Below are 23,860 nucleotides of genomic sequence, written 5' to 3' on the forward strand. Positions count from 1 at the left end.
CCCACAAGGGGGGAGATCAGCAGCTGCGCTGGCCTCGTGTGGCTGCAAGTTGGCGAACGCATCGATGACAGCCAATCTCCCCCCTTGTGGGGGAGATGTCCGGCAGGACAGAGGGGGGCAGCGTCGAGCGCTTGGCTTCAAGCCCGCTTACGCCGCCTGATTCTGCCAGTCCTTGCCGCATTCATTTCATTTCCCGCACTGGCCCAAACTCTCGCCCCCTACAAGGACGACCTCTTCGCCTATCCGGCGATTCTCTCCTCCGAGGGCGAGGCCTACCGCGTCGTCGACTATCGCGAGATGCGCGACATCAACGAGCGCGACCAGGTGCCGGAGCGCCGGGTGCAGGGCAAATACGTCTCGACGGGCGTCCGCAAGGTGCAGCAGGACCTGGTGCTCAAGACCGACGCCGGCGACATCAGGCACGTGGCGGTCGGCAAGACCGAGGGTGCTTCGGTCATCGTGCTTTATCTTCACGGCCAGGGCGGCAGCCGCAAGCAGGGCGTCGACGACTTCACTTTCGGCGGCAACTTCAACCGCATCAAGAACCTGATGGCCGCCAATGGCGGGCTCTATTTGTCGCCTGACTTCTCCGATTTCGGCGACAAGGGTGTTTCAGAGGTATCCGCTCTCATCGATCACTACGCGGCGCAATCGCCTGCCGCCAGGATCGTCGTCGCCTGCGGCTCGATGGGCGGCCAGCTATGCTGGGGCCTGGCGCGTGATGCCAAGGCAGCCAGGCAATTGAGCGGACTGATGCTGCTTGGTTCGCTGTGGGACGACGGCTTTCTCAAGTCCCCGGCCTTCGCGGCCAAGGTGCCGGTGTTCTTCGGCCAGGGCAGCAAGGACCCGGTTTTTCCGATCGACAAGCAGGAGGCATTCTTCCGCTCGATCCTGGCCAAGAAAGCAGGCTACCCCGCGCGTTTCGTCCGCTTCGAGACCGGCACGCACGGCACGCCGATCCGCATGATCGACTGGCGCGAGACGCTCAACTGGATGCTGGCCGCGAGGTAGTAGCCTCAAGGCCCCGAATTGTAGTCGAGCACGGTCTCGGGATTGATCTCGCCGTCATAGGACGCATCGACGTCGTAGCGGACCAGCGCAAACGCGCCGTCGCGGAAAATCCAGGTGCCGTCCGATGAGGCGTCGCCAACGCCGCGCCACTTCGAGTGCGACAGCAGCGTCATTGTCTTTTCGTCAAAGGACGAGTTGACCAGCGTGTTTTCGGAGCGATAGCCAATGACGTTGACGCTCTCGAGCTTGCCGTCGGGATTGTCGCCTTCGTAGTGGACGTCGAGTTCGGGCGTGGCGAAATGCTGCTCGTTGAGGCCGTCGGCTTCGTTCCACAGATAATAGACATGGGTCTCGTTGTAGGCGCCCATCTGGCAGAAGAAGCGGAACAGCCGGGCTTCGCTGGCTGGGGCGTCGGCGGCGTCGGTCTTGTTGTGATACGAAATCTTGTAGCTCAGCGCAGCGTCGTCGCCTTCTCTGGCGGTGTCGCATTGCGCCTTGTGGCTGGCCGCGAACGTCTTTTTGGCGAGTTCAAGCACTGCGTCGGTTTCAACATGCGGAGCGTCGCCGCATTGCTTGGGCAGCGCGTCCGTCAGTTCGCCTTCCGCAGGCTTGAGTGTCCCCTTGTCGAGCTGGATCGGGGTGAATGGCGGCTCCTGGATAGAGCCGTTGACCTGCCGGGCGGTGTAGCAGCCGGCGAAAACCTTCTCGCTGCCGTCCTTGTCGACGGCACGGATGGCGACCGGGATGTTGTAGAAGATCGAGCCGGCGGCACCTTCCGAGCCGACGGCGCCGGTTTCGACATCGACGCGCTCGGTCGCCTCGTACCCCTTGGCGAATTCGGCAAAATCCTTCGCCGGCTTGGTCTCGCCGAAATAGTCCCAGGCGCGGGCATATTCCTTGCGGCTGACCGCATTGTAGAGCGAGCGCACGACGGCGGCCGCGTCGGATCGATCATCGAGGTAAGGCAGATCGGCGGCCAGTGCCTGGAATGACCACAGGGTGGTCAAGGCGACGGTGGCTGCTGCCCGTTTCGAAAAAGTCCTCATTGCGAATCTCCTGCCTGCCGCAATGATGCATCATCGATTGCGGCAGCGCAGTGACGCGCGGGACCATCACGCCTGGCGCGTCGACATTTCGCGGGCGATGCGGGGAAAGTCGGCAGGCTTGATGCCGATGTCGGCGCGGTCGGCCGAGTTCATCGCGTTCAGCAAGGCAAGTGCCGCACGGTAGCGGACCTGTTCCTTGGGGCGAGGGCGGGCGAACAATTCGGTGTAGAAACCCATCACTCAGGCTCCGGTTGGTCCTCCCAGCGAGAGATATAGGTGATTCCAATGCGATTGTGCAGTGCAACATAGGCATGGCTGCCATGCAGGCCACCTCGGCAGAGCTTTTTTCGCGAAGGGCGTAACAATCTCGCCCCTGGTTACGTATCTCAGATGCCGGCATTGCCGGCTTTCCTCGCCGCAAGGCGACTTCGGGCCGCATATTACCCCCCATGCGGCCCGATTTTTTCCCGCGACATTTTTAAGATACGGCCGAAGCTTCGAAACGATTTTTAACCGAGCCTGATTATGGTTCCGGCAAATAATGCCGTATCATGCGGCTTCGTGCGGAGGGCCTTGCATGGGCACCGAGATCAATCGCGACTTTGCCTCGTTGCTCGACGACCTTTTTGTCGTTTCGGAGCCTGCCGAGATTGCGCCCGCGCCGACGATCCCCTTCGACTATCTGGCCGTTGCCGAGGAGCTGCACTCCGGCCGCATCCGCGTTGCCGGCGAGACTGCCGCCGCCGGGTACCGCGAGGCGGGCGAAGAACTCGCAGATGAGTTTGTCTCCCTGCTCGACATGGTCAGGGCCAAGGCCGTGGCCGACGCCGTTGAAGCGGCCACCGGCCCTGCCGAACCCGAGGCGCCCGAACCGCCATCGATAGATCCCGAGGCGATCGCCGCCGAGCTCGGCCTGGGCGAGGCCAAGCCCGCCGATCTCGCAAAGCTGCGCCGCATCTTTGCGCTGGCCAACCATCCCGACCGGGTGGCGCCGCATCTGCGTCAGCGCGCCATGGTGCGCATGCAGCTCGCCAACATGATGATCGACGACGCCAAGCGCCGCGCCGCCAAGAAAAAGAGCTGATCCCGCTTTCGGCCTGAGTCCCGGCCTGGCGCCCGCTTGGCCGATGCAGCAAGACGTCCTATCTACCAGATGCTGCATCTCCACAGCCGGGAGGCCTTATGCTCAGAGTCCAGAAGATACCGCTCGACGACATCTATGTGCCGACGGCGCGCAAGAAGACGCTGCATCCCGAAACCGTTCGCCATCTTGCCGAGGACATCGTTGAAAACGGCATGAAGACGCCAATCCAGGTGCGCCACGACGGCAAGCGCTACGTGCTGGTCGAGGGGCTGCATCGGCTCGAGGCGGCGCGATGGTTGGGCGAGTCCGATATCGATTCCTATCTCGTGCAGGCGCGGAAACACTAGCCCGCTTTTTTTCGTGCCGGCTTGTCGGAAGTGCTCGGTGTGGCTCGTCCTTGGTCCGAAAGCCGATTTCAACGAGGAGAACACCAATGACTGCTGCCAACGACCGCGAACTGGTTCTGACCCGCATCATCGACGCACCGCGTGAAAAACTCTATCGCTGCTGGACCGACGCTGAACTTTTGCCGAAATGGTTCGCGCCGCTGCCGTGGACGACGGCCAGCGCCAAGCTCGACGTCCGCGCCGGCGGCACAAGCGCTGTCACCATGCGCAGCCCCGAGGGCGTCGACTATCCGAGTTCGGGCGTCTATCTCGAAGTCGTGCCGAACGAGAAGCTGGTCTTCACCGACGCCTTCACCGAAGCCTGGACGCCGTCCGAAAAGCCCTTCATGGCGGCGACCGTGACCTTCGAGGACATCGGCGGCGGCAAGACCAGATACACCGCCATTGCCCGGCACTGGAGCGTCGAGGACCGCGAAGCGCACGAAAAGATGGGCTTCCACGAAGGCTGGGGCCAGTGCGCCGACCAGCTCGAGGCGCTGGCGAAGACGCTCTGAGGGTTTTGCCTGATTGCGAAGAGGCCAGGTTCGGCGGACCTGGCCTTTTTTGATTCTGGGGGCGTCGAGCGCGCAGGCCCGAACAGGCCGTCATCCCGGGCGAGCGAAGCGAGACCAACCTATTGATGAGCGCGGCCGGGGGCTGGGTTCGCGGTTGCATTGGTCGCCGGGATGAGGACCCGGCCGTGCTCGACGATGGTCCAGTCAATGGATCCCGGCGCTCGCTTCGCTCGGCCGGGATGACGGCGTTGGCGTTGGCCTCCATCGCGGCCGAGTTCGTCTTCCCATCCTTCGACAGGCTCAGGATGAGGGGGAGCCAAGTTTCTTCACTGCCACGCCCCGTTTCCGGTCTGGCCATTGTCAAAGAACACTCCCTTGTCGGGAGAAAGGTTCGGGAAGCGGGGCGCGAGGCCGGGCCTGCCGATTAGTGATATGTGGCGCGGACCTCGCGCTCCGCCGGCGATTTCTGTTTCCGCCCGTTCCGCTTCCGCAGGCTGCCTTGAAGCATTTGCGCTTTTCGGCAGCCGCACTAGCGCATCGTCCAGCGCACCCCGGGCATAGTCCCGGGAGGGGAACCTTTGGGCGGAACCTCCCCGGGCGACGAGCTACGTTGGCTCGTCGCCGGAGGCGCCGGTCCCTCCCCACTGATCACCGTCGCGACCGGCGTTCCCGCGGGAGGAACTGGCATGGATTGTACGGGAGGTTTTTAGGGCGTGGAAAAGAGGGGCGGGTCTATCCACGGTGGATGGTGACAGATGGTGACAAGCGAGCTTTGAGGGCAGTGCTTGACGAAGCCAACCTTTGGCGTCGCGATCCTGCGCACCCCCCTCTGGCCTGCTGGCGTTCGACGCTCGAAAAGCCAAGCAATTGGCTTTTCGTCCGCTACGCGGACCGCATCTCACCCCCCACAAGGACGGAGATCACGCCTTCATCGGCGCCTCGCCCAACCACTGACATTGCAATCCGACCCCGTTGCAGGACGGGCGCGGCAGGCGACGAGACTAATCTCCCCCCTTGTGGGGGAGATGCCCGGCAGGGCTGAGGGGGGCGAATGATCTCGACGCTGAAGGTCCGCCGACTGCCATCTCCCGAAGTCGCCGCCTGCCGGTCCCATGCAGAAAATCTTCCACCCGTGGAAAAATTCTCCCACAGTGTCGGCATGCGATAATCCCGTTCGTCCTAGAGGCAAGAGCCACGAGGCTCGGACAAAGAGGACGAGGACATGAACAAGCGCAGTTTCATCACCATGCTGGCGGCGGCGGCATTTGCAGTTGTGACCGGAGGAGCGGCGATGGCCGAGACGACCAAGACCACGGAAGCCGGCGTCAAGGCTGGCCATGCCGAGATCAACGGCGTGAACTACTATTACGAGATCCGTGGCGAAGGCGAGCCGTTGCTGCTGCTGCATGGCGGCCTGGGCTCGATCGACATGTTCGGCCCGGTGCTGCCGGGGCTATCGAAGAACCGGCAGGTCATCGCCGTCGACCTTTATGGACATGGCCGGACTGCCTTGACCGACCGCAAGATGAGCATGATCGACATGGGCGACGACATGGCCGGGCTGGTCAAGAAGCTCGGCTACGCCAAGGTCGACGCGCTCGGCTATTCCTTCGGCTCGGGCGTCGCCTTCCGCCTTGCCGTGCAGCACCCCGAGATGGTGCGCCGGCTGACGCTGGTTTCCGCCGCCTATGCCCAGGACGGTTTCTATCCCGAAATGCTGCCGATGCAGGCGCAGGTCGGCGCCGGCATGGCCGAGATGATGAAGCAGACGCCGATGTACCAGGCCTATGCGGCGGTAGCGCCCAAGGTCGAGGATTTCCCGAAACTGCTCGACAAGATGGGCGAGTTCATGCGCCAGCCCTATGACTGGGCCGAAGACGTCAAGACGCTGAAGATGCCGGTCATGCTGGTCTATGGCGACAGCGACATGTACCGGCCCGAGCATATCGTGAAGTTCTACCAGCTGCTTGGCGGCGGGCTGAAGGATGCCGGCTGGATGCGCGAGAACATGTCGCAGAACCGCCTCGCGATCATTCCCAACCGCACCCATTATGACGTCTTCTTCGCACCGGAACTGGCAACGACCGTGCTGCCGTTCCTCAATGGCGAGACCAAGGTCAAGACCTGGGACGAGCAGGTCAAGGAATCGCAGTAACCCCATGGCCGGGCACCGTCGGAAATCGGCGGTGCCCGGCCAATTTCCTTGCCGGACCACGGCTTCGGATGGTATCGTCCACCCACGCTGAGAATGCCCCTTGCAGGGTGTCTGAGATGCGGCCAGCAACTGATTGAAAATGAGCTGGCGATGATGCGGCCCAATTTGCCGCGCGGCAGTTGATACCGCCTTCTACATGCAGGCCGCAGTGACGCGATGATGCCACGAAAGGAAGTGGTCATGGCTATCTCATTGACGATGCAGGAATATCTCGAAGACAACCACATTCGCTACGATGCCGCCAAGCATTCCCGCACTGGCTGCTCGATGATGACGGCGCAAGCGAGCCACGTGCCCGGCAGTGCACTTGCCAAGGGCGTGGTGCTGAAATGGGATGACGGCTATGTGCTGGCCGTGCTGCCGGCGACGCGCCATGTCGATCTTGCCAGGATGCGGGAGATCATCGGTGACAAGGTGCGGCTGGCGACCGAAGACGAGGCGAGCTCGCTGTTTCCCGACTGCGACGAAGGTGCCGTGCCGATTCTTGGCGTGCCCTACAGGGTGGCCTGCGTGATCGACGAGCAACTGCGCCGCGGCAGCGACGTCTATTTCGAAGGTGGCGATCACCGCACGCTCGTGCATGTGTCAGGCGATGAGTTTTCGCGGCTGATGTATGGCATGCCGCAGGCCCGCATCAGCTGGTGATTGCGATGCGACGGGCGTGAAGGGCGGGGCGCGCCCTTTGACGCAAGCCATTGGATGACAATGCCTATTGCCACTTGAGCCGTTGGGCTGGAGTGGCGGACCGAACGCCCTGAAGGGGCCATCCGATCGAGAGCGAGAGATTTTTTCGCCACTCGGGAAAATACCTGCTTCGTGTCACGGATCCGCCATTAGGCGGTCATGGTTCGGGGCTATGTTGAGCAATGTCGAAATGGTCACGGATGGAGGCGACTATGGACGACCAGCATGAACTGACACTCGAAGACCTGCTGCAGGATCCGATCATCCTGAAGGTCATGGAACGCGACGGCTATTGCCCCGACGACATTCGTCTTCTGGCACGCCACGCGACCTCGGGCGCCCAGGTATGGGAAAGCGTATCTTCGCGGGCCAGCGCCCGCCGGCAGAACCGCCTGGCTTTCCGCACGGCCACCGCGTCGTGCACGTCGCTTTGCGCGTAATGCCGCAACCTGCGATGTGACTGCCGCCTGAGGCAGTCACCCTACCTTTTTCATCGACAATCGATAGCGCCGCACCTTATGCCTGATGCCAGTAACAGCGGTATCTGGGGTGAGGGGCTTTGCCATGGTTCAACGGTATGAAGGCGGCTGCATGTGTGGGGCCGTGCGTTACGTCGTGGACGCCGCGCCGCTGAACGAACGCATCTGCCATTGCCGCAGCTGCCAGAAGGCGGTGGGCGCCGCGTTCAACGCGCGGCTGATGTTCCGTGCCGAGCAGGTGGCGATGACAGGGCCGGTGAAAACGGCGTTTTCGTCGCCGGATGTGAAGCGCGGCTTCTGTGCCGAATGCGGCACGACCGTGCTGTCGGGGCGCGAGTCGGCCGGCGTGCTGGCGGTGACGTCGGGCTCGCTCGACGATCCCGCCCTGTTTCGCCCGGCAATGCATATCTGGATGTCGTCGAAGCAGCCCTGGCTCAAGCTCGATGACGGCCTGCCGCAATTTGCCGAGGCAGCGCCGACCTAGACACAAATCTCGACGCCGCTGTCGCGTAGCCTGGCGAGCAGGCGCTCTTCCGGCAGCGTATCGGTGACGAGCGTGTGGATGTCGCAGAGCGAGCCGAGGCGCACCAGTGCGCGGCGGCCGAATTTCGAGCTGTCGACGGCCATGATGGTGCGCGCGGACTGCCCCATGGCGGCGGAGACGGCCGCGACCTCGGCATGGTCGTCGTCGCCGATGTCGCCGTCATGGTCGACGCCGCTGACCGAGATGATGGCGACGTCGAACTTGAAGCGCCTGATGTATTCGGATGTTTCCTCGCGGAACACGCCGCCGTCGACCTGGCGGACGAAGCCGCCGGGCACGGCGATGGCGAAATTGGTGCTTTCGCTCAAGGTCGTTGCGACGCGCAGCGAATACGTGACGACGCGCAGGTCTCGCCGCTTGACCAGCGCGCGCGCCACCGCCTCGCAGGTGGTGCCGGTGTCGATGAAGACGGCAGCACCATCTGGCACCAGTTCGGCGGTCAGGCTGCCGATGCGTTCCTTGGCGGCGGCGTTTTCGACGCGACGCTGGCGCAGCACCGCCGGATCGACCGGCGCCGAGATCGTCGCCCCGCCATGCAGGCGCCGCACCTTGCCGCCCTGTTCGAGCGCCATGATGTCGCGACGCGCGGTCTGCGTCGTCACCCCGTAGAGCGTGGTGATCTCCTCGATCGAGACGTAGTGGTTCTTCTCGAGATAGCCGAGCAGCTGGGCCTGACGGGCCGACTTCTTGTTGTCCGTGTCCATGCCAGGTCCGTCGGTTTTGGGCATCTGCGATCCTGTCTCAACGATTCCAGCTAGCAAGATAGTCGGGCAGTTTCATCCGCCATGCCATTCGCCGCGCGGTCCATTCCGGAAATCGTATCCATTTCCGAAAATGTTGTAAAAGTGACATCTACCATCATTAATGTCCGTTTTCGTACTTTTCAGTGACCGCAACATGTCATTCGCACGCTGGCCCTGGCGGTTTTGTGACAATGCGCGGTCGCATCGCAAAAACGGAGTTACGCGATGAGCACTATCCACAACGGCATGGCCGAGCAGCCGGCCGCCACCCACGGCCAGCACCAGAGACGGTTGCGCGCGCTTGCTGCAGCACTTTTGTGCGGCACGACACTGGCCGTGTCGGCGATGGCTGCACAGGCGGCGGAGGATTCGATCAGGATCCTGACGCTGAACACCTGGCTCGACCGCTTCAAGCCCAATCCCGCCGTTGCGGCGGACTTCTTCATCAAGGGCAATTACGACGTCCTGACCTTCCAGGAATTCCGCGCCAACAGCACCTATGCTCGCGATCTGCCTGGCCTGATGCAGGCTGCCGGCCTCGGCACCTACGGTACGCGCCAGGACAATGACGTCGGCGTGTTTTCGCGCCTGCCGGGCACGTTTGGCGCGGTAACCCAAGGGGTCATCGCCACCTACACCAAGCTCGATGCGACGGTGAGCAAGCCGCAGACAATCGTTGCCACCACCCATCTCAACTACTTCGATCCCTCGACCAACCGCATCGGCCAGGCCAAGGCGCTGAACAACTGGGCAAAGGGGCAGGGCCCCGTGATCCTGACCGGCGACTTCAACGCCGGCGACGTCTCCGAACGCGGGCTGCATTCGGTGAGCCAGCAGCATCTGCTGCTCAGGACCTATCTCAAGAGCCCGAGCAACGCATTCTATCTCGATCTCCTGAAGCAGTACGCGAAGAACCAGACGCAGCTCGATGCCTTCATCGCCCAATGGAAGGGCAAGACGGCGGCCGAGATCAACGCGGCCCAGATCCCGGCGGACCTGTTCGCCGACGAGATGTATCCTGTCACCGGCAACCTGCCGCAGACGATGAACATCCTCAAGAAGCAGTACCAGCTGCTGCAGCTGCCCAACGAGCGCGAGCAGTTTTCGCCGCACGCGCTGAATGACGGCTCGGTGACCTGGCCGTCGCACGGCGAGGACGCGACCAACGTCTGGGCGAGCTGGCACCGGGTCAAGATCGACCATTTCCTGGCCTCGCGACCGTTCGGTAAATGGTGGGTGATCAATGACGATCCGGCGGACAAGTATCTGGGTGTCATCCGCGATGTCTCCTACGTGACCAATCCGGATGGTTCCAAGACGCCAATGTCCGACCACGAGCCGGTGGCGCATACGTTGCGCTGGGTCGGGCCGCAGTTGCAGAGCTACGACGACAATGGCACGGCCAAGACGCGTCTGGTCTGGGGCAAGGATGCCTCGACCTTCGGCGAGAAGGGCAAGGAATTCTTCCTCTCGCGCAACAACATGCGCGACGACGTCTATCTCGGCCAGATCTCCGACGCCAACGGCATGCCGACCCTGGCCGGGCTGACGGATGCCGAGAAGAAGACGCTCCTCGACTGCAAGAGCACCGATGCGCGCTTCCAGCAGGCGATCCGCGACTATTGCATCGACGACCACAGCTTCATCGGCGAGACGAGGGTCGCCGATGGCGGCACCGTCATCGTCGAGGAGGACGCGGCCCTCGGCGGCGAACAGGCCAAGCTCAGGCTCGACGGCGGCAGCCTCAGGATCGCAGGCACCGACATGCATGTGCTGGGCCGCAACGTCGTGCTGGAGGCGGGCGGCGGCTCGCTCGACATCGCTGACGCCAGCAATGCCGTTGGCATCAACAAGGAGATTTCCGGCGCCGGCAATTTGACCAAGCTCGGCCTTGGCACGCTGCTGCTCGACGGCACGCACGGCTACACCGGCGAGACCATCGTCAAGGCCGGCGCGCTTTCGCTGCAGGGCTCGATCGCTGCGTCGAAGCTGGTAACGATCGGTGCCGGCGGCATGCTGGGCGGCATCGGCACGCTCGGCAACACGGTGGTCGCCTCGGGCGGCACCCTGGCACCCGGCAATTCGATCGGCACGATCAAGGTTGCCGGCGACATCACCTTCGAGGCGGGATCGAAATTCGAGGTCGAGGCCAACGACAAGGGCGAGAGCGACAAGGTTGCAGCCACTGGCAAGGCGATCCTGAAGGGCGGCTCGGTGCTGACCCTGGCGAGCGGCAACAACTATGCGCCGCAGACCCTCTACAAGATCGTCACCGCCGACGGCGGCGTGACCGGTTCGTTTGCCGATGTCAGCTCGAACCTTTCCTTCCTCGATCCGTCGCTGGCCTATGGCGCCAACGACGTGACGCTGACGCTCAACCGCAACGACATCACCTTTGTTGATGTCGGCACGACGCCAAACCAGAAGGCAGCAGCCGCGGCACTCGAAAGCACCGGTTTTGGCAATGCGGCTTACGCCGCTGTCGTCAATCTCGACGAGGCCGGCGCGCAGCAGGCGTTTGGCCAGCTTTCGGGCGAGGTGCATGCATCGGCGCAAGGGCTTATGATGCAGGACGGCGGCGTCCTGGTCGATGCCGCCACCAGCCGTATCGGCCAGGCGTTTGGCGATGCGACCGCAGCCAGCATGCCGGTCATGGCCTATGGCGATGATGGCCTGGAACTGGCGCCCGCCGATACCGACCGCTTCGCCTTGTGGACCCGCGCCTTCGGTTCGTGGGGCAGCAGCGATGGCGACGGCAACGCCATGGGCTTCGACCGCAGCAGCGGCGGCCTGGTCGGCGGTGCCGACGCGATGGTCGGCGACAGCTGGCGAGTCGGCGTGCTGGCCGGCTACAGCCGCTCGGCCTTCGACGCGGCGAACGGCTCGTCGAACGGCAGCAGCGACAACTACCATGTCGGCATCAATGCCGGCACGCGGGTTGGCGCCTTCGGCCTGACGGCCGGTGCGACCTACAGCTGGCACCGCTTCGACACCGCGCGCTCGGTTGCGTTTACGGGCTTCGCGGATGCTTTGACCGCCAGGTATGACGGCGGCACGGCGCAGCTGTTAGGCGAGGCGAGCTACAAGGTCGATGCCGGGCGCTTCGCCATCGAAGGCTTCTCCAACCTGTCCTACGTCAACCTGCGCACCGACGCCTTCACCGAAACGGGCGGGGCAGCGGCGCTGTCGAGCCAGGCAACGAGCAACGACGTCACCTTCACGACGTTTGGCGTGCGCGGCTCGACCGATGTCGCGCTTGGCGCTGTCGATGCGACCATTCGCGGCACGATCGGCTGGCGCCATGCCTTCGGCGACGTCACGCCGGTCTCGTCGGTGGCCTTCGCCGGCTCCGACGGCTTCGAGGTGGCGGGCACGCCGATCGCCAGGAACGCGGCGGTCCTCGGCGCCGGCATCGACTTCGACATCGTGCCGAAGGCCAAGCTCGGCATCAGCTATTCCGGCCAGCTGAGCAATGGTGCGTCCGACCACGGCATCGACGCCAAGCTGGCGGTCAGCTTCTAGGCGCTGTCGCCAGCTTCGCTTTGCTGAACCGGAAGTGGTTTTTCCGCTTCCGGTGCTCGCGGACCAAGATCGACGCCAAGCTCGCTGTCAGCTTCCAGGAACTGCGACCTCCGCCCTGCCGGTACCTGTGCAGACAGGGCGAGGAAAAAGGTCTCTGGCGTCGAAAAAGGCATCCGCGGCCATGGGGCCGTGGTCGCGGATGCCTGACTTACCTGACCTTGTGGCCCTGCAGGATGCGCTCGACGGGCGCCCAGCCGATGTAGCGCGGCTGGGTCCAGCCTTCGGCGGGCTCCAGTGCCTCGATGGCACGGATGTCGTCGATGCGGACCTCGTCCCAGGCATGGATGACACGCCCATCGCCGAGGCAAAGCCCGACATGGCCGTAGTTGGCCGTGACGTCGAACAACTCGCCGGTCATGTCGAAGAAGACGAAAGCGCCGCGCGGTGGCTCGCCCTCCGGGCTGCCGGTAACGCCGTATTCGTCCGCCGATTCCTTGGCGCAGTCGCCGCCGAAGATTTCGATGGCGTTGCTCTCTTCATAGGCGTCCTCGACAAAGGAGAGGCAGCGAAAGCAGTAGTCCTCGTTGCCGAGCTGGGAGATAGCCCAGATGATGGCGCTATCTATGTAGTTTTCTGTGCGTGTATTCACGGAGCAGATATCCTGTTGAGATGGTGGGTATGTCGATCTCGATCATGATTGTTGCGATGCGCGCCATTCGACCCTCCATTCCAGGATAATACATTAGTGATATCAGGATATATGCCTGATATGTTGCTGCGGTTTCCGAAGCAATTTGCTCTCGCTTCGGGGCGAGGCTCATACTGTTGTTTACATGTCGGGCGCAATACATAAATTGCACTGTGTGTTGCTTGACGTGCCTGAAATCCGAATTTATGTGCGGTCTGGGCAACAGCCCGACCCGTTGGCGGACGACACGAACCGCGCCGGCATTCGCCGGGTCAAATATCCAAACTCCTGGAAACTGCCATGACCGAACAGATAACTTCGGCCTCCGAGGTCTCGTTGCGCCGCATCTCCTCGCAGACCGTCTACGAAGTCTGCGAGCTCAGCGAGACACTGACCGAAGCCCAGCGCAACAAGGTGGCCGACAACGGCACCTCGATCGCCGAGGCGCATTTTTCCGATAACGCCTGGTTTCGTGCCGTCTATGCCGACGACACGCCGATAGGCTTCGTCATGCTGCATATCGGTTCCGACCACGACGTCATCGATTGCCCCGGCGCCTTCCTGTGGCGCTTCATGATCGCCGGCCCGTACCAGGGCATGGGCTTCGGCCAGAAAGCGATCGCGCTCGTCGTGCGCGAGATGAAGGCGCGGGGTTTTGCCGAGCTCTTCACCAGCTATGGTCTGGGCGAGGCGAGCCCGGAAGGCTTCTACAAGCGCCTTGGTTTTTCAACGACCGGCGAGACCTATGACGACGAAGTCGAAGCCGTGCTGAGCTTCGCGAACTGAATGATCCCTTGTCCTCGTCAGGTGCGGCCATCGTCGCTCCTGACGAGTGCGAGGAATTCGCGCGCGGCGCGGGTGGCATAACGCTCCTTGTGGCGCAGCACGAAGAAGCTGCGCTTGGGGAGCGTGAAATCGATGGCGACAAGCGTGCCGGCCCTGAGCGAGGCGTGGGTGACAAGCCGCGACATGATGGCGACGCCGGCACCTGCTTCCACCGCCGCGCGCACGGATTCGTTCGACGGCAGTTCGAGCGCGATGTCGAGGCTGCCGGTTTCGACGCCGCGCAACGCCCTGATAGCTTCGAAATGGGCACGCGTGCCCGAACCCTGCTCGCGCACGATCCAGCGCTGCGACTTGAGGTCGCCCGAGGTGGATGGCGGCGTGTGGGTCCACGGATGGCCGGGGGCGGCGACCAGCACCAGCTCGTCTTCGGCGACCGCTTCGATGGCGAGCGCGGGGTCGTCGACTTCGCCCTCGACAAAACCGAGATCGGCAGAGCCGTCATGGATCTGTGCCGCCACGGTTTCGGTGTTGCCGATGGTGATGGCGAGCGCGATGCCGGGAAAGCGCGACTGGAAACGATGGGCGATGCTGGGCAGCCAGTAGTTGGCGACCGTCTGGCTGCCGGCGAGCTTGAGCGAGCCACGCTTCAGCCCGGCAAGATCGGCAAGCACCACTTCGGCCGAGCCGGCGCGCGCCAGTACGGCGCGTGCCTCGGACAGGAAGATGCGGCCGGCGTCGGTGAGCACGATGCGGCGGCCGACGCGGTCGAACAGTTTTGTCTGGTAGCGCGCCTCGAGCGCCGACACCGCGGCGCTCGTTGCCGATTGCGTCAGGTTCAGCGCCTGGGCGGCCTGGGTGACATGTTCGCGTTCGGCGACGGCAACGAAGATCCTAAGCTGTTCGAGGGTCACGGCTTTCCTTTCGGTCTCAGCCCAGAAGCTTGACCAGCATTAGAGAGAAAGTCGCGATGAAAAGGAACGCGGCAAGTCCAAGAAGGAGTGGACGAAGCCCCTTGGCCCGGAGCTTGCGGATGTCGGTTTCAAGGCCCATGGCGGCGAGTGCCATGGCGAGCAGGAAGGTGGTTGATGTAACGACCCACGCCTTTGCCTCGGTGGGAATGTCGACGAGGCTGTTGATGCCGACCATGGCGACGAAGCCGAGCACGAACCAGGGCATAGGCGCCGCCGTGCTGCTGCGGGTGGCTCGTGATGCGCTCGCGCGCTGGCGGGCGGCCAGGCCGAGCGCGATCACAACAGGTGCCAGCATCATGACGCGGGTGAGCTTGGCCACCGTGCCGAACTCGCCCGCCTGCTGGCCGTCCTGGAAGCTTGCGGCGACGACCTGGGCGATCTCGTGGATCGAGCTGCCTGCCCACAGGCCATAGGCGTGGGGACCAAGCTGAAGCAGCCCGGGCAGCAGCGGATAGGCAAACATCGCGATGGAGCCAAAGACGGTGACGCAGGCGACCGCATAGGCGACGTCCTCGTCGGGCGCCTTGGTGACCGTATTGGTGGCGATGACGGCAGACGCGCCGCAGATCGAGGTGCCGGCGGCAATCAGCTCGGCAAGCTTGGCATCGACGCCGATCAGCCGGCCCAGCCACACGGTGAAGGCGAAGGTTGCGACAAGCGTGGCGGCGATGATGGCGATACCAGCGGCGCCGACCTCGGCGACCTGGCTCGCGGTCAGTTGCAGGCCAAGCAGGATGATGGCGAAACGCAGCACCTTGCGCATCGAAAACGCCACGCCGGGCCTGGCTGTAGCAGGGGTGCCGACAAGATTGTGAAAGGCGATACCCAGGACGATGGCAATGATCATCGGGCTGAAGGAGGAGAGGCCCGGCAGGTGGCGCAGCACAAAGGCGAGGGCGGCGATGCCTGCAGCGAGCATCAGTCCGGGCAGCAGCCTGGCGCTGTTGCGATCACCGCGCACCGCCTGGCGCCCCGCCCGGTTGGAGCTGGCAGGGATTGCGGTTTCGGTGCGGGCAAGAGCGTTCATGGGCTTGGACCTGTCAATTTCAGGTGCAAGCTATGCGCCGGCTTCTGATCAATCCAACGCGTAATATCGCTTGAATCGTTCGGTACAGACGATTGGTTAGACCGCAGGGAACTGACGCGTTGGTCTGCTACAGCGGTGCCTAGGTTACAGTAGCGCGTTGCTTGAACACGATTGCCTTGAAACGGGCCCGGACCGCTCGGCGAAACCGCTTCCAAGGTGACTGATATGGACCTTCGGCCAACGGGTGGGGCGGCCAGGGCGGTTCGCGAAAACTGAAATCACCAGGCAACGCAGCATGCAAGGCGGCCAGCACCGGCTCGGAGTGGCGCGCGTCGATGTGCACGTTGTCATCGGAGAACGCTGGGGCGATCGAGCCGTCAGGCAAGGTGTAGCCTGCCCGGAAGTCGATGAACGGAACGCCCATGGCCGCCATGCGGGCGTTCATCCGGTCGCGTATATCCTTCACGTCGACGCGGCATTGTTCGTCGCTGCCGTACCATTGCGGTTCCAGAAACGCCGGATTGAATGGCACGATGCATGACAAGGCGACGATTGCCGGGCAACTGGCGCGAAAGTGCAACAGCGCCTGTTCGAAGCGATCGAGCAAGAGGTCGGCTTCTTCCGACGTCGGACGGCCGTTGGAGCGGGCAAGGCGCGGAATGTGCGTCCTGCTGTCGATCTCTCCGAACGACAGGATGAGCACGTCACCTACTTCGGGGCGGCAGTTCTTGGGAACCAAAGAGGCTATACCATCCCTGGCCGCCCTGTGCATGGTAACCGGCCCACGCCAGAAAATCCTGGCGTTGGAAACTCCTGCAAAACTGAATAGCGAGTGGCTGTCGCCTAGGGTCATCAAGGTCATTCGCTTCCAATACCTCTGAAAACTGGAAAACGAAACGAAGGGCCACTTCCGAAGTGGAGTTTTGTCGTTGCTCTACTTGCAATCCGCGTTGATTGCTCGTGGCGCCAAGCCGATCCGCTTCAGGCAGAGGCCTGGCCTTCGACGTCCTGGTGAATCCGGTATCCCAGCAGTTTTGTCGATGCCTTGGCCGGCAGCCCCGCCATATGGGCAAGGACGGTCAGAAGCGCCTGGTCCTGGCGGTGATTGCTCCGGTCGGAACCCCGGGGGCGATGCAATCTTCGATCAGGGAAAGGTTCGCCCATCGCTCGAGCAGATCGACGGCCGCGGGGTTGCGGCTGTCGAAGGCGATGCAGGCCCCGTTCAAGTTGGTCGCGTCAGCTTTCCAGCCAGCCGGCAGGCCGAGATATCTGAGCATGCCCGGATGCGTCCACGCGCCAAGCGTCCCAGCGGAACTGGCACTGTAGTAGCCGAAGCGGACGGTTTCCCGGCACAGCCGGAGCAACGGTTCGGCTATGATGTTGCCGGCATCCATCCAGCAGACAATGCCGGACCTTTCGCCGGCGACAGCGCGGATGATCTGCGGTTTCCACGCGGCGCGGGTTTTACCACAATTGTCCGGAGAGGGCTGGCGCTTGCCCGGTGTGCGAGCAAGGCGGATTTCATGCCATCTTCGCCTCTGGTATCTCTCGGCCCTTCGTTCCTCTTGCCAGCCGAGTCGCCAATGCCTGTTTACGAGCTTGCAGCACTGGGTGCGGCGACATGCTGGGCCATCACCGGGTTGATTTCGGCGGGGCCGGCCGGCCATCTTGGCGCGCCGGCGTTCAACCGGCTGCGCCAGCTCTTCGTGACCGGGCTGCTGGCACTCTATGTGCTGGCGACCGGCACATGGCGCGAACTCGACGCCAGCGTTGCCGGGCCGTTGCTGCTGTCGGGCCTGATCGGCATCTTCGCCGGCGACACGCTGCTGTTTGCGGCTTTGAACCGGCTCGGCCCGCGCCGTTCAGGCATCCTGTTTGCGCTGAACGCACCGATTGCCGCCGTGCTCGGCTGGCTCATGCTCGGCGAGGATCTTTCCGCCAAGGCCGCCGCCGGCATCGGGTTGACGGTCGCCGGCGTGCTGCTGGCGATCCTTTTTGGCAAGCGCCGCGACCAGCTGCATGCCTGGGAGACGGTGAAGGGGCCGTTGTGGATCGGCGTGGCGCTTGGGCTCGGGGCCGCGACCGGTCAGGCGATCGGCTCGATCATCGCCAGGCCGGTGATGGCGACGGGCATCGACCCGTTCCTGGCTTCGATGCTGCGCGTTGGCATCGCCGCCTTCTGCCTGACGGTGCTGCTGCAACTGCCCATCCCTGCAGTGAAGCCGAAGGGGCCACTGACCTGGAAGGTGGCATTGCTGACGGCGCTGACCGGCTTCATCGCGCTCGCCGTTGGCATGACGCTGCTGCTGTTTGCGCTGTCGGGCGGCAAGGTCGGCATCGTCTCGACGCTGTCGGCGACCTCGCCTGTCATCATCCTGCCGATGCTGTGGGCGAGGACCGGCGAGCGCCCGGCCGGCGGCGCTTGGGCGGGCGCGGCACTGGTGGTCGCCGGCATGGCGCTGCTGTTCATGAAATGAGGATGGCAGGCGGCGCCAAAGTTTGAATTCAGCAGGATTTGTCAATTCGGGTAATGCAATCATGCAAGGCGGAGCAGGAAGCACGCGATGATGCACCGGGCCGACATGATGGATCGCCTTCACGCTGACATGGGCAGCTTGGCTGCGCATGAAACGGCGATGCCCGACGCGGTGGCAGCGGCTTTCGCCGCGTTTCCTGTGCCGGTGCGTGCGCGGTTGCTTGAGGTGCGCGCGCTGATTTTGGCCACAGCGGCCGAGACATCAGGCGTCGGTCCGCTGACCGAAACGCTGAAATGGGGCGAGCCGGCCTACCTGACCGAAGCCAGCGGCAGCGGGACCACCATACGGCTGGGTTGTTCTAAGACGGGCGGCGGCACATGCGCGGTGTTCGTCAACTGCCGCACGACGCTGGTGGACAGTTTTCGCGCGCATTTTGGCGATGTCTTTGCCTACGAGGGCAACAGGGCGATCCTGCTCGACGCCTCCCGCCCGCTGCCGGCGGCACCGCTGGCGATCTGCCTGGCGATGGCGCTGACCTATCACCGGCGATCGCGCTGACGCCGCAGTTGTCAGTGCAGTTTCGTCACCAGCCGAACAAGCCAGTCGGTCAGGCCCTTGTAGGGCGGGCGGATCAGGTCGCTTGCCGAGGGCTCGTATTTGCGCAACACCGGCATCGCCTTGGAGAAGGTGAGAAAACCCTCGCGGCCATGGTAGTGGCCCATGCCAGACGCGCCGACGCCGCCGAAAGGCAGGTCGGCGCAGGCGAACTGGTAGAGCGTGTCGTTGACGCAGACGCCGCCGGCGACGATGCGCTGCAACATCGCCTCGATCTCGGCCTTGTCGTCGCCGAAGCAGTAGAGCGCCAGCGGCCGGTCGCGTTCCACGACATAGGCGACGGCCTCGTCGAGCGAACCGTAGCTCACGATGGGCAGGATCGGCCCGAAAATCTCGTCGCGCATGACGGCGCTGTCTGGGGCGGGGTCGAGCACGGCGGTCGGGGCCAGCAGGCGCTGGCGGCCTGCGGGCAGTGAGGCTGCGTCGAGCAGCGCAACCTGTTCGTGGCCACGCGTTGCTGCATCGTCGAGCAGGCCGTTCAGGCGGGCGAACTGGCCGTCATTGACGATGGAGGTGTAGTCGTCAAAACCCTGCTTGCCGTTGTAGCGGGCACTGACCTCCTGCTTGAGCAGGCGAACGAGCTCGTCGCGCTTGTCCCTCGGCACCAGCACATAGTCGGGCGCGATGCAGGTCTGGCCGGCATTGAAGAATTTGCCGGTGGCGATGCGCCGGGCCGCGCGTTCGAGATTGGCACTCGGGGCGACGATCGCCGGCGACTTGCCGCCGAGTTCGAGGGTTACAGGCGTCAGGTTGCGGGCGGCCGCCGCCATGACCTTGCGGCCGACGGCGGTCGAGCCGGTGAAGAACAGGTGGTCGAAGGGCAGTTCGGAGAAGGTGGCCGACAGCTCGGCGCCACCCTGCGCTACCGCCACGCGCGACGGCGGAAAGACGTCAGCCAGCAGCGACTGCAGGAAGGTAGCGGTGCGCGGCGTGTGTTCGGAGGGCTTGAGGAAGACGTGGTTGCCGGCGGCGATGGCAGCGACCAGCGGCGCCAGCGCCAGGTTCACCGGATAGTTCCATGGCGCGATGATGCCGACGACGCCGAGCGGCACGTGGCGGATCTCGGCGCTGGCGGGTAGCAGCTTCCAGCCCGCCGAGCGGCGCTCGGGTTTCATCCAGGACTTCAGCTTGCGCAGCGTATGCTTGATCTCGGACAGCACAACGCTGCCTTCGCCGAGCAGGCTCTCGTGGCGGGAGCGGTGGCCGAAATCGGCGCTGATGGCCTCGACCATCTCGTCCAGGCGTCCGGTGAAGGCGCGCTGCAGCCGCTTGAGGTCGTCGACGCGCTGGGCATAGGCCGGCCGTGTTTCGAGCCAGGCTGCGCGCAGCGTCTCGAAGGTGGTCCCGATATCGGGCTGGCTGTCGTTAGGCTTCAGCATCGTTTTCCGTCGAGCGAGCGAAGAGATACTGCGCGGCATAATAGGTGCCGAGCACCCAGATGGCATTGTAGGGAATGTTCCAGCGGAAGCGGCCATAAGCAAGCACCGTGTCGCTGACCATGAAGAACAGGCCGCCGAGCGCGGCAAGACGCGCCGCTTTCTGCCCCGGCGTGCCGGCAAGCTGGCGGTCGCGCGACAGCGCCTGGGCGGCCATCGCCGCAAGCACCAGCGCGTAGATCGCCACGGGGATGCGCATCGGGTCGGGCAGGTGCGCCCAGAGACCGGCGAAGACAGCCGCCGCGATGACTGCGAAGAGGGCGAAGATGCCGACGTGGCCGCCGAACCTGGAATCGCGGGTCAGCGCCCAGATATAGGCGCAGTGGGTGAGCAGGAAGCAGACGAGCCCGGCAAGGAAATAGTCGCCCGGCAGCATCAGGAAGAAATCGCCCGCCGCGGCAAAGGCAAGGCCCAACGCGATCGGCACGCCATAGGCGCGCGATCCCATGCCGCGCAGCACCGCGACGAGCAGCAGAAGTGTCGCCGTCGGTTTGGTCAGGTAATGCAGCCAGCGCCAGGGCGATGTGTTGTCGGGCGCAATCAGGCTGCCCAGGATGGCCAGCACCGCGCACATGGCGAACAGCCAATAGAGCGCCGTGTTCCGTGATGTCGAATGCATCGTGCCCATGCCGCGCGCTCCCCCTCGTGCTGCCGATTTCAGGATAAGCCAATGTTTTCGGCGGTTTGTCCAGTTACCGGAACGTAAGGTGCGGGAAGGGGCGGTTGCGGATCAGGCGCCGGATGAGGTGCCGGTCGGCGGCGGAACTGACAGTATCGCCGAGGCCGAAGGCGCAATGCCGTCGCGCAAAAGAAACACATCAGGCGTATTGCAGGCTGTAAGGCGAATTGCAGTTTACGTTTCGTTCACCATCGCCTACACCGCGACCTCCCTGAAGCCCCGCCGGTGATTTGCGCCCCAGATGCAGAACAAATCCATCCGTTTTCGCGCCCGTTCGTTCGTCGCCTTCGCGCTCGTGCCGGAGGCGCCGCTGGAGCAGTGGCTGCAGGATCTCGACCGCTGGATCGAGAATTCTCCCGGATTTTTCAAGGGGCGGCCGGTGGTGCTCGACCTCAATGTGCTGAAGCCGCAGGCCGCCGAAATCGGCGCCCTGGTGGCGCTGATCGCCGAGCGCGGCATCAGGACCTACGCGATCGAGGCCGACCATATCGATTCGCTCGGCAATGATCTGCCGCCGAAGCTTGCCGGCGCCAGGAAGACGATGATCGAGGAAGAACAGGTCGACGCCGAAGCGCAGGCACAGGCCGAGCAGCAAGCCAAGGCCGCTCAGTCGCCGTCGAACACGCTGATCGTCGATCAGCCGGTGCGCTCGGGACAGTCGATCGTCCATCCCCATGGCGACGTGATCGTCATGGGCTCGGCCAGTTTCGGCTCCGAAATCCTCGCCGGCGGCTCCATCCACGTCTACGGCACGCTGCGCGGCCGCGCCTTTGCCGGCGCCTGGGGTGACCGCAGCGCGCGTATCTTCTGCCGCCGCAACGAGGCCGAGCTTCTGGCGGTGGACGGCTGGTACCGCACCGCCGAGGACATGGAGCCGTCGATGCATGGCAAGGCGATCCAGGTCCACCTGGAAGACAACGCCATCCAGGTCGCGCCCCTCAATTGACAAACGGAGACAGCATCATGGGCAAGGTAGTGGTCGTCACATCTGGCAAGGGCGGCGTCGGCAAGACGACCTCGACGGCCGCGCTCGGCGCCGTGCTGGCCCAGTCCGGCAAGAAGGTGGTGCTGATCGATTTCGACGTCGGCCTGCGCAACCTCGACCTGGTGATGGGCGCCGAGCGCCGCGTGGTCTTCGACCTCGTCAACGTCACCCAAGGCCAGGCCAAGCTGTCCCAGGCGCTGATCCGCGACAAGCGCGTCGAATCGCTGTTTTTGCTGCCGGCCTCGCAGACCCGCGACAAGGATGCGCTGACCGAAGAGGGCGTCGCCAGCGTCATCAACACGCTGCGCGAAAAGTTCGACTACGTGCTGTGCGACAGCCCGGCCGGCATCGAGCGCGGCGCCCAGCTGGCGATGCGTTTCGCCGACGAGGCGGTCATCGTCACCAATCCGGAGGTGAGCTCGGTCCGCGATTCCGACCGCATCATCGGCCTGCTCGATTCCAAGACCTTGAAGGCCGAGCAGGGCGAAACCGTCACCAAGCACGTCCTTGTCACCCGCTATGACGCTGGCCGCGCCGCGCGTGGCGAGATGCTCAGCATCGCCGACGTGCTGGAAATCCTGTCGGTGCCGCTGCTCGGCATCATCCCCGAGAACCAGGGCGTGTTGCGCGCTTCCAATGTCGGCTCGCCCGTGACGCTCGACGAGCCGACAAACGCTGCTGCCCGCGCCTATGCCGACGCCGCCAGGCGCCTGCAGGGCGACGACGTGCCGATGGTGACGCCAGTCGAGAAGAAAGGTCTCCTTAACCGTCTTCTGGGAAGGAGGGTCGCATGAAGCTACTCGATTTTTTCAAGCGCGGCGGCAGCGCACCGGTGGCGCGTGAGCGCCTGCAGGTGCTGCTCGCCTATGAGCGCAACAACCGCAACCAGCCCGACCTCGTGGCCGTGCTGCGCGAGGAGATCATCGCGGTGATCGCCAAGCACGTCCAGATCAACCAGGACGACGTCAAGATCACCATGGATCGCGGTGCCACCACCTCGACGCTGGAAATCGACATCCACATCCCCAACGCCGGCATCAAGGCGTCGGCGGCGATCTGACAGGACATGGGTGCGGCTGCGCTGCATCCTTCCCGCCGTGCATTCCACGCAAGCCGCGGAGATGGTGCCAGCATGGAGGGCAGCTATTGCGGCTGCCCTGCGTTGGCCAAGTGCGTTCTCAAGCCATGTGTCGTTGATGCATCGATGATGCGGTTGGTGTTTCGGCCGCATATTGGATAGCGTCACACGACGTGGAAATGCGGCGACATCGTCAGGGGAAGGGCACGAGTGGAAGACAGGGACACGCGCCGGCTCGAAATGGTCGTGCTGATGACGCCTGAAATGGCGAATTTCAGCGGCAAGGTACATGGCGGAGCCTTGCTCAACCTGCTCGATCGCGTCGCGTTTTCTTGCGCGTCGCGCTATTCCAACAAATATGCGGTCACGCTCTCGGTGGACCAGGTGGTGTTTCGGGAGCCGATCGATGTCGGCGACCTGGTCACTTTCCGGGCGTCGGTCAATTTCGCCGGCCGCACCTCGATGGAAATCGGCATCCACGTCGAGGCCGAAAACATTCGCTCCGGCCAGCGGCGCCACACCAATTCCTGCTATTTCACGATGGTGGCAGTGGACGAAGATGGCCGCCCGACCGAGATTCCGGCCTTCGTACCGTCGACCGACATCGACCGCAGGCGCCATCGCGCAGCCGAGCTACGCCGCGAACTGAGGCGGGAGTTCGAGGCGCGCTTCCGGGCCGCTGCCAATGCGGTCGAGACGTAGCGAGACAGACCCTATCCACTGGGGAGCTGTCACCTTGGCGGCAACGGACTGATCGCTGCGGACAACCGATATGGGCCGTCGCTCGCTTTGGCGCTTTCCTGTCGACCAGTCGCTCCTTTGTTCCTTTCGCGCATAGGTCGTGCCGTTGCGTCCAAGACGAGGCCTTCCATCCGACATAGAGGTGAGG

26 protein-coding genes are annotated in these 23,860 nt (G+C 63.9%); 16 read left to right on the top strand and 10 right to left on the bottom strand.

The window, feature by feature from the left end:
• Positions 1 to 84 precede the first annotated feature (84 nt).
• Positions 85 to 1,011, top strand: coding sequence for an alpha/beta hydrolase family protein (locus J1C56_RS01045; RefSeq protein ID WP_246591146.1), 927 nt, complete (start codon positions 85 to 87; stop codon positions 1,009 to 1,011).
• Positions 1,012 to 1,016: 5 nt separating this feature from the next.
• On the opposite strand, the gene J1C56_RS01050 is transcribed toward J1C56_RS01045, so the two are convergent.
• Positions 1,017 to 2,057: a DUF1176 domain-containing protein gene (locus tag J1C56_RS01050; protein ID WP_214385178.1), complete on the bottom strand. Its 1,041-nt coding sequence runs from the start codon at positions 2,055 to 2,057 to the stop codon at positions 1,017 to 1,019.
• 66 nt (positions 2,058 to 2,123) lie between these two features.
• On the bottom strand, positions 2,124 to 2,294 hold the full coding sequence (locus J1C56_RS01055) for a hypothetical protein (protein WP_154383983.1): 171 nt from the start codon (positions 2,292 to 2,294) through the stop codon (positions 2,124 to 2,126).
• A gap of 340 nt (positions 2,295 to 2,634) precedes the next feature.
• Between J1C56_RS01055 and J1C56_RS01060 the strand changes: the two genes are divergently transcribed.
• The 7 genes from J1C56_RS01060 (at position 2,635) to J1C56_RS01090 (ending at position 7,904) form a co-directional block, all read left to right on the top strand.
• Positions 2,635 to 3,141, top strand: coding sequence for a hypothetical protein (locus J1C56_RS01060; protein WP_214385179.1), 507 nt, complete (start codon positions 2,635 to 2,637; stop codon positions 3,139 to 3,141).
• A gap of 98 nt (positions 3,142 to 3,239) precedes the next feature.
• Positions 3,240 to 3,488 (top strand): ParB N-terminal domain-containing protein, encoded by a 249-nt coding sequence (locus J1C56_RS01065; protein WP_214385181.1) that lies wholly within the window; start codon positions 3,240 to 3,242, stop codon positions 3,486 to 3,488.
• A gap of 86 nt (positions 3,489 to 3,574) precedes the next feature.
• On the top strand, positions 3,575 to 4,042 hold the full coding sequence (locus tag J1C56_RS01070; RefSeq protein ID WP_214385183.1) for an SRPBCC family protein: 468 nt from the start codon (positions 3,575 to 3,577) through the stop codon (positions 4,040 to 4,042).
• Between the two features lie 1,222 nt (positions 4,043 to 5,264).
• The gene (locus J1C56_RS01075) at positions 5,265 to 6,197 is read left to right on the top strand and encodes an alpha/beta fold hydrolase (RefSeq protein WP_214385185.1); all 933 of its coding nucleotides are present in this window, start codon (positions 5,265 to 5,267) and stop codon (positions 6,195 to 6,197) included.
• 240 nt (positions 6,198 to 6,437) lie between these two features.
• A complete protein-coding gene (locus tag J1C56_RS01080) occupies positions 6,438 to 6,902 on the top strand; it encodes an aminoacyl-tRNA deacylase (RefSeq protein WP_214385187.1) in 465 nt (154 codons plus the stop codon).
• Positions 6,903 to 7,153: 251 nt separating this feature from the next.
• Complete coding sequence (locus J1C56_RS01085; RefSeq protein WP_214385189.1) at positions 7,154 to 7,381, top strand: hypothetical protein; 228 nt, start codon at positions 7,154 to 7,156, stop codon at positions 7,379 to 7,381.
• A gap of 124 nt (positions 7,382 to 7,505) precedes the next feature.
• Complete coding sequence (locus tag J1C56_RS01090) at positions 7,506 to 7,904, top strand: GFA family protein (protein ID WP_246591054.1); 399 nt, start codon at positions 7,506 to 7,508, stop codon at positions 7,902 to 7,904.
• Here the strand turns inward: J1C56_RS01090 and J1C56_RS01095 are convergent.
• Complete coding sequence (locus J1C56_RS01095) at positions 7,901 to 8,692, bottom strand: DeoR/GlpR family DNA-binding transcription regulator (RefSeq protein WP_246591055.1); 792 nt, start codon at positions 8,690 to 8,692, stop codon at positions 7,901 to 7,903. The genes J1C56_RS01090 and J1C56_RS01095 overlap by 4 nt on opposite strands.
• Positions 8,693 to 8,932: 240 nt before the next feature.
• On the opposite strand from J1C56_RS01095, the gene J1C56_RS01100 reads away from it, so the two are divergent.
• Positions 8,933 to 12,229 carry an autotransporter domain-containing protein gene (locus J1C56_RS01100; RefSeq protein WP_246591056.1) on the top strand — a complete coding sequence of 1,099 codons (3,297 nt, stop codon included), beginning with the start codon at positions 8,933 to 8,935 and terminating at the stop codon, positions 12,227 to 12,229.
• Between the two features lie 208 nt (positions 12,230 to 12,437).
• Here the strand turns inward: J1C56_RS01100 and J1C56_RS01105 are convergent, their stop codons facing one another.
• A complete protein-coding gene (locus J1C56_RS01105; protein WP_214385191.1) occupies positions 12,438 to 12,878 on the bottom strand; it encodes an NlpC/P60 family protein in 441 nt (146 codons plus the stop codon).
• Positions 12,879 to 13,217: 339 nt separating this feature from the next.
• On the opposite strand from J1C56_RS01105, the gene J1C56_RS01110 reads away from it, so the two are divergent.
• A complete protein-coding gene (locus J1C56_RS01110) occupies positions 13,218 to 13,703 on the top strand; it encodes a GNAT family N-acetyltransferase (protein ID WP_214385193.1) in 486 nt (161 codons plus the stop codon).
• Positions 13,704 to 13,720: 17 nt separating this feature from the next.
• Here J1C56_RS01110 and J1C56_RS01115 read toward each other — a convergent pair whose 3' ends face one another.
• The 4 genes from J1C56_RS01115 to J1C56_RS01130 all read right to left on the bottom strand — a co-directional run bounded on the left by J1C56_RS01115 (position 13,721) and on the right by J1C56_RS01130 (position 17,095).
• Entirely contained in the window at positions 13,721 to 14,614 is an 894-nt protein-coding gene (locus tag J1C56_RS01115; protein ID WP_214385195.1) for a LysR family transcriptional regulator, read from the bottom strand.
• A 16-nt stretch (positions 14,615 to 14,630) separates the two neighbouring features.
• Complete coding sequence (locus J1C56_RS01120; RefSeq protein ID WP_420797362.1) at positions 14,631 to 15,605, bottom strand: YeiH family protein; 975 nt, start codon at positions 15,603 to 15,605, stop codon at positions 14,631 to 14,633.
• Between the two features lie 235 nt (positions 15,606 to 15,840).
• The gene (locus tag J1C56_RS01125) at positions 15,841 to 16,563 is read right to left on the bottom strand and encodes an SGNH/GDSL hydrolase family protein (protein ID WP_214385199.1); all 723 of its coding nucleotides are present in this window, start codon (positions 16,561 to 16,563) and stop codon (positions 15,841 to 15,843) included.
• Between the two features lie 217 nt (positions 16,564 to 16,780).
• Complete coding sequence (locus tag J1C56_RS01130) at positions 16,781 to 17,095, bottom strand: hypothetical protein (RefSeq protein ID WP_214385201.1); 315 nt, start codon at positions 17,093 to 17,095, stop codon at positions 16,781 to 16,783.
• A gap of 189 nt (positions 17,096 to 17,284) precedes the next feature.
• Here J1C56_RS01130 and J1C56_RS01135 point away from each other — a divergent pair, with 189 nt between their 5' ends.
• On the top strand, positions 17,285 to 18,178 hold the full coding sequence (locus J1C56_RS01135) for a DMT family transporter (RefSeq protein ID WP_184768997.1): 894 nt from the start codon (positions 17,285 to 17,287) through the stop codon (positions 18,176 to 18,178).
• 87 nt (positions 18,179 to 18,265) lie between these two features.
• On the top strand, positions 18,266 to 18,736 hold the full coding sequence (locus tag J1C56_RS01140; RefSeq protein WP_338001391.1) for a DUF1801 domain-containing protein: 471 nt from the start codon (positions 18,266 to 18,268) through the stop codon (positions 18,734 to 18,736).
• Between the two features lie 11 nt (positions 18,737 to 18,747).
• Here J1C56_RS01140 and J1C56_RS01145 read toward each other — a convergent pair whose 3' ends face one another.
• Both J1C56_RS01145 and J1C56_RS01150 read right to left on the bottom strand, forming a co-directional pair.
• A complete protein-coding gene (locus J1C56_RS01145) occupies positions 18,748 to 20,172 on the bottom strand; it encodes a coniferyl aldehyde dehydrogenase (RefSeq protein WP_214385203.1) in 1,425 nt (474 codons plus the stop codon).
• On the bottom strand, positions 20,159 to 20,857 hold the full coding sequence (locus J1C56_RS01150) for a lysoplasmalogenase (RefSeq protein WP_214385205.1): 699 nt from the start codon (positions 20,855 to 20,857) through the stop codon (positions 20,159 to 20,161). The genes J1C56_RS01145 and J1C56_RS01150 overlap by 14 nt, the downstream gene beginning before the upstream one ends.
• A 292-nt stretch (positions 20,858 to 21,149) precedes the next feature.
• Here J1C56_RS01150 and minC point away from each other — a divergent pair, with 292 nt between their 5' ends.
• The 4 genes from minC to J1C56_RS01170 all read left to right on the top strand — a co-directional run bounded on the left by minC (position 21,150) and on the right by J1C56_RS01170 (position 23,673).
• The gene (gene minC, locus J1C56_RS01155) at positions 21,150 to 21,854 is read left to right on the top strand and encodes a septum site-determining protein MinC (RefSeq protein WP_214385207.1); all 705 of its coding nucleotides are present in this window, start codon (positions 21,150 to 21,152) and stop codon (positions 21,852 to 21,854) included.
• Positions 21,855 to 21,871: 17 nt separating this feature from the next.
• The gene (gene minD / locus J1C56_RS01160; protein ID WP_214385209.1) at positions 21,872 to 22,687 is read left to right on the top strand and encodes a septum site-determining protein MinD; all 816 of its coding nucleotides are present in this window, start codon (positions 21,872 to 21,874) and stop codon (positions 22,685 to 22,687) included.
• Complete coding sequence (minE, locus tag J1C56_RS01165; protein ID WP_214385211.1) at positions 22,684 to 22,953, top strand: cell division topological specificity factor MinE; 270 nt, start codon at positions 22,684 to 22,686, stop codon at positions 22,951 to 22,953. The genes minD and minE overlap by 4 nt, the downstream gene beginning before the upstream one ends.
• 258 nt (positions 22,954 to 23,211) lie before the next feature.
• On the top strand, positions 23,212 to 23,673 hold the full coding sequence (locus tag J1C56_RS01170; protein ID WP_214386621.1) for an acyl-CoA thioesterase: 462 nt from the start codon (positions 23,212 to 23,214) through the stop codon (positions 23,671 to 23,673).
• Positions 23,674 to 23,860 lie beyond the last annotated feature (187 nt).

It is taken from the genome of Aminobacter anthyllidis (genome assembly GCF_018555685.1).
GTDB lineage: Bacteria > Pseudomonadota > Alphaproteobacteria > Rhizobiales > Rhizobiaceae > Aminobacter > Aminobacter anthyllidis.